The 3,952-nt window shown below is 36.5% G+C and carries 5 protein-coding genes; 2 read left to right on the top strand and 3 right to left on the bottom strand.

The window, feature by feature from the left end:
* Window positions 1-121: 121 nt before the first annotated feature.
* From J6V67_RS05500 to J6V67_RS05490, 3 genes are read right to left on the bottom strand one after another with little or no spacing between them, the layout of a single operon-like run.
* Window positions 122-730, bottom strand: coding sequence for a YigZ family protein (locus J6V67_RS05500; RefSeq protein ID WP_291859916.1), 609 nt, complete (start codon window positions 728-730; stop codon window positions 122-124).
* On the bottom strand, window positions 721-1,305 hold the full coding sequence (gene rsmD / locus J6V67_RS05495; protein WP_291859913.1) for a 16S rRNA (guanine(966)-N(2))-methyltransferase RsmD: 585 nt from the start codon (window positions 1,303-1,305) through the stop codon (window positions 721-723). The genes J6V67_RS05500 and rsmD overlap by 10 nt, the downstream gene beginning before the upstream one ends.
* Window positions 1,295-1,639, bottom strand: a complete 345-nt coding sequence (locus J6V67_RS05490; protein ID WP_291859911.1) for a hypothetical protein — start codon at window positions 1,637-1,639, stop codon at window positions 1,295-1,297. Before J6V67_RS05490 ends, rsmD begins: the two co-directional genes overlap by 11 nt.
* A 152-nt stretch (window positions 1,640-1,791) precedes the next feature.
* On the opposite strand from J6V67_RS05490, the gene J6V67_RS05485 reads away from it, so the two are divergent.
* A complete protein-coding gene (locus J6V67_RS05485) occupies window positions 1,792-2,166 on the top strand; it encodes a flagellar protein FlaG (RefSeq protein ID WP_291859908.1) in 375 nt (124 codons plus the stop codon).
* Between the two features lie 2 nt (window positions 2,167-2,168).
* Window positions 2,169-3,952 (top strand): flagellar filament capping protein FliD (gene fliD, locus J6V67_RS05480; protein ID WP_291859905.1); only part of this gene is annotated, 1,784 nt, incomplete at its 3' end.

The following is a 3,952-nucleotide window of genomic DNA, read 5'->3' as shown; positions in this document are numbered from 1 at the left end:
AGCTGCTACGTTTGTATTTATTCTAAAACCCATTATAAGTCCTTTTATAGAAATATTATTAAGTTATAAAAGCCCTAAGCAAATGGTGTTCCAAAGTTTTGGTAGAAGTTTATAATATTCCCTACTCTCGTGCACTAAGAGGCAAGGCATAGTATTGCACTCCAGCTATCTCAAATTCACGCACAAACTCTCTAAACTCTCCAAACTCCTTAGCAGTTAAATAAAATTCATACATACATCCAGTCTCACCATATCGCTTGCTAGCCTCTAGTCCTTGCCGCTGGCTATAATGATCAAACCTAGAAAGCAATGCAAATGGCACAAATATACTCACAATATCTCTTATCTCATAGCGTTCTAGCTTTGCGGCATTTATGGCTAAATTTGCACTACTGCCATACGCTCTAACTAACCCACCAACACCAAGCTTTACACCGCCAAAATACCGCACCACCAGCACTGCAGTGTCTATTAACCCAGCTCCACGCAAAGCATCTAGGCACGGCGGTCCTGAGCTTCCTTTTGGCTCGCCATCATCGCTACAGTTTTCTACAATCTGAAAATACTTATTATAATACCTATACGCCCAGACTATATGAGCGGCCTTTGGATTGTCTGCTTTAAGTCTAGCGCGCAACTCTTCAAACTCGCTAAATGGACATATATAACTAGCAAAGCTTGATTTTTTGATATCTTGCTCGTAGCTGTAGCACTTTTTTACTAGATACATTTTGTATAATAACTCAAAGTTGTATTGCCAAATTTACGGCTCTTATAAAGTGTGAATTTGCCTATGTTTTGTAAGGGTTTATGGCTTGAGATATGCTCTATTACTACTATATTGGCCTCTAATTTTTCTAGCATTTTATAAAGTTTTTCATAAATTCCACTAAATCCATCTCTAATATCAAATGGTGGATCAGCATAAATAATAGTTTTTTGCTCTATATTTTGAGCAAGAATCTTTGGTGTTAGCTCAAATGTATCACCATGCAATGCTACTAAGGCCTCATTTCCATCATCATTTAATCTACTAAAATTTTCCCTTAAGCTATTAAATGCTGCTCTATCAAGCTCTATAGCATAGCCCTTTTTGGCATAATTACTAACCGCAGTCGCAGCCATTAATCCACTTCCGCCAAATAATTCTATAAATACCGAACCATAAATCTCACCCTGCAAGCTATTAAATACAGACTCTTTTACTATAGATTTAGTACTTCTAGTTGTGCTTAGGCTTGGCAAGGATAGCTTTTTGCCTTTAAATTTGCCACTAGTGATAGTGGTGGTTAGATTATTTTTCATATTCATCTTTTATTATTTTAATTAGCTCAGACTTGAACGCATCGACTAAATCGCCAATTCTACGCTCTAGGCTACTTAGCTCGTTTGACTGTATTTTGCCGCTTATTTGCATCGCTGAATAAAACTCACCTAGCGTATTTAATAATACATCTTTACTAAAAGGCTCGCTAAGATATGGTGAATCATCGCTAATGATAAAGACTGGCTTGCTGCTTTGCAATGCTCTATCACTTACTATAAAATCACAATCTTTTTTTGTTGTTGCATTTGAACCTAAAAATAGCCTTAAAGTCTCAGCCAAAAGCAGACACTCACAATCTATACAAACTCTCATTACCCTACTCCTTTAAAGCCCAAATAGTATCAAAATATCTATAAATTTGGTATAAAATTTGCTTAAAATCTAGATAAATCTATGAATTTGCTATAAAATTTGGTAAAATTTGACCGATTTAGCATATAACAAATTTACTAAAAGGATGCAAAATGGAAATTTTCAAAGCAGCAGCCCAGCAGCAACTAGATATGGCAAATACTGCCAGTTTCAAGCAGCAGTTTAATCCGCAAACTAGAGAGATAGAAAATCCAAATCTCCGCCAAGACTCTGCAGCGCAAAATGGAGCCAATGAGCACCTAACAAATGAGCAAATTCAAGAGATTTTATCCCAAACTAACGATAATCTAAGCCTACTAAATACAAATATTAGATTTGGCTATAATGATAAGATCGATAGTATGTTTGTCAATGTTTTAGAAGCTGATACTGGCACAGTAATCCGCAAAATCCCAACTGATCAAGTTATGAAGCTTACTGAGCATTTTAGAGACATCGTGGGTATGATATTTGATAAAAAGGAATAAAAATGGCAATAAATACTGAAAAATCACAACTAGGCGTAGGTAGCGGAAATATCCTAAGCTGGGATACAATAGATAAGCTAAAAGAGGCTGATACAAAAGCCCTTGTAAAGCCGCTAGAGACTAAAATTCAAGACAATCTAACTAAACAAAAAGACCTAACAGCAATCACTACACTGCTTAGCACATTTAAGGCTAATGTATCAAATTTAACAAGCGATAACACATATCTAAGACGTGATGCTAACGCCACAGGTAGCGGTAGTGTAAGCGTAACGGCAAATGCAGGTGTAGCTGAGCAAAATATGAGCCTAAGCGTACAGCAATTAGCCACTCACGACTCTTATCAATCTAAGACATTTGACTTAAGAAATGGTACGGTATTTGATAAAGATGTTAGCTTTGGTATAAGTATTGGTGGTAAGGATTATGTGATAAATGCAGACTCTAGCACCACACTAGAAGGACTAGCTGAAAAGATAAATGAAGCTACTGAAGGTAAAGTCCAAGCTAAAATCCTAAATGTAGGTGGTGCAGCTGGGGCTGAGTCATTTAGACTAGTGATCCAATCAGCTGAGACTGGCGAAGCTAATAAGATGAGCTTTTATAGTATTTCTAGCGGAGGTAGTGGCGGTGCATCGCATACTAGCGATGATACGACTCTTGAGTCTCTAGGATTTTACTTTGATAAAGCAAGTGCTCCTAGTACTGGAGGAGCTCAAACAGATAAAGATAGCCACGGTAATACAATTCAAAGATTAACATTAAAAAAACCTGATGATATAAAAGATAAAGGCGATAATGTAGGCTCTCAATTAGATGTTGCTAAAGATGCTAAATTTAAATACAACGGTATAGATATCACTAGAAGCTCAAATACGGTAGATGATTTGATACTAGGTGTGAGCCTAACCCTAAATAAAGTAGATAAAGATGGCGAGAGTACTAATGTAAATATCACTCAAAGCACTGAGGGTATCCTAGAAGATATCCAAGCAATGGTAGAGTCATATAACTCACTAATAAATAATATAAACGAAGCTACCAAATATGATAGCGAAACTGGCCTAGCTGGTACATTCCAAGGTGTAAGAGAGATCACATCTATCACCACAGAACTAAATAAAATCATAAATGGCGTAAGCAAAGATGGTAAATCTTTGACTGATTTTGGTATCACGCTTACTAAAGATGGATTACTAACCCTAGACTCATCAGTGCTAAATGATATGATAAATACTAAATTTGATGAGTTTAAAAGCTTCTTTAGCTCTGAGACTAAATTTACCAATGTTACAGCTTTTGGGGATAAAGCAATAGATTGGGGAGATGAGTTAAAAGGTAAACTGATAATAAATGGGTTAGAGATTGATATTAATATTGACAAAATAATTGCCGATGCTGGAACGACTAGCACTAGCGGCACGACAGATCCAAATAGCGAAGAACAAAAAAAAGCCAAGAAAAACGCCCTACTAAAAGCTATAGCAAACGCTAGCGGCCTAAGCGATATCTCAGCCTCATTTGACAAAGATGGCAAACTAGTACTAAAAGGCTCAGGTGGCGTTGATATCGAGATTAAAGGCGAATCAAGTTTCTTAACTAAACTAGGCCTAAAAGAGCAAAAGCTAGATGGTAAAACTGAGATTATAGGCGGATTCTTTAAAGGGTTAAATGATACTATAAATGGCTTAATTGGCACTAATGGTACTCTAACAACTTATGAAGAAAACCTAACAAACTCGCACAAATCTCTAACCCAGTCTAAAGAACAACGCCAAAAAGAGCT

Origin of the sequence: Campylobacter sp. (assembly GCF_017646085.1) — a bacterium.
Lineage (GTDB): Bacteria > Campylobacterota > Campylobacteria > Campylobacterales > Campylobacteraceae > Campylobacter.
The sequence above is the reverse complement of the archived record's forward strand: the minus strand, read 5'-3'. Positions and strand labels throughout refer to the sequence as shown.

Coding starts and splice junctions, on each gene's coding strand:
- J6V67_RS05485 (WP_291859908.1), top strand. CDS start 1,792: ATGGAAATTTTCAAAGCAGCAGCCCAGCAGCAACTAGATATGGCAAAT.
- rsmD (WP_291859913.1), bottom strand. CDS start 1,305: ATGAAAAATAATCTAACCACCACTATCACTAGTGGCAAATTTAAAGGC.
- J6V67_RS05500 (WP_291859916.1), bottom strand. CDS start 730: ATGTATCTAGTAAAAAAGTGCTACAGCTACGAGCAAGATATCAAAAAA.
- J6V67_RS05490 (WP_291859911.1), bottom strand. CDS start 1,639: ATGAGAGTTTGTATAGATTGTGAGTGTCTGCTTTTGGCTGAGACTTTA.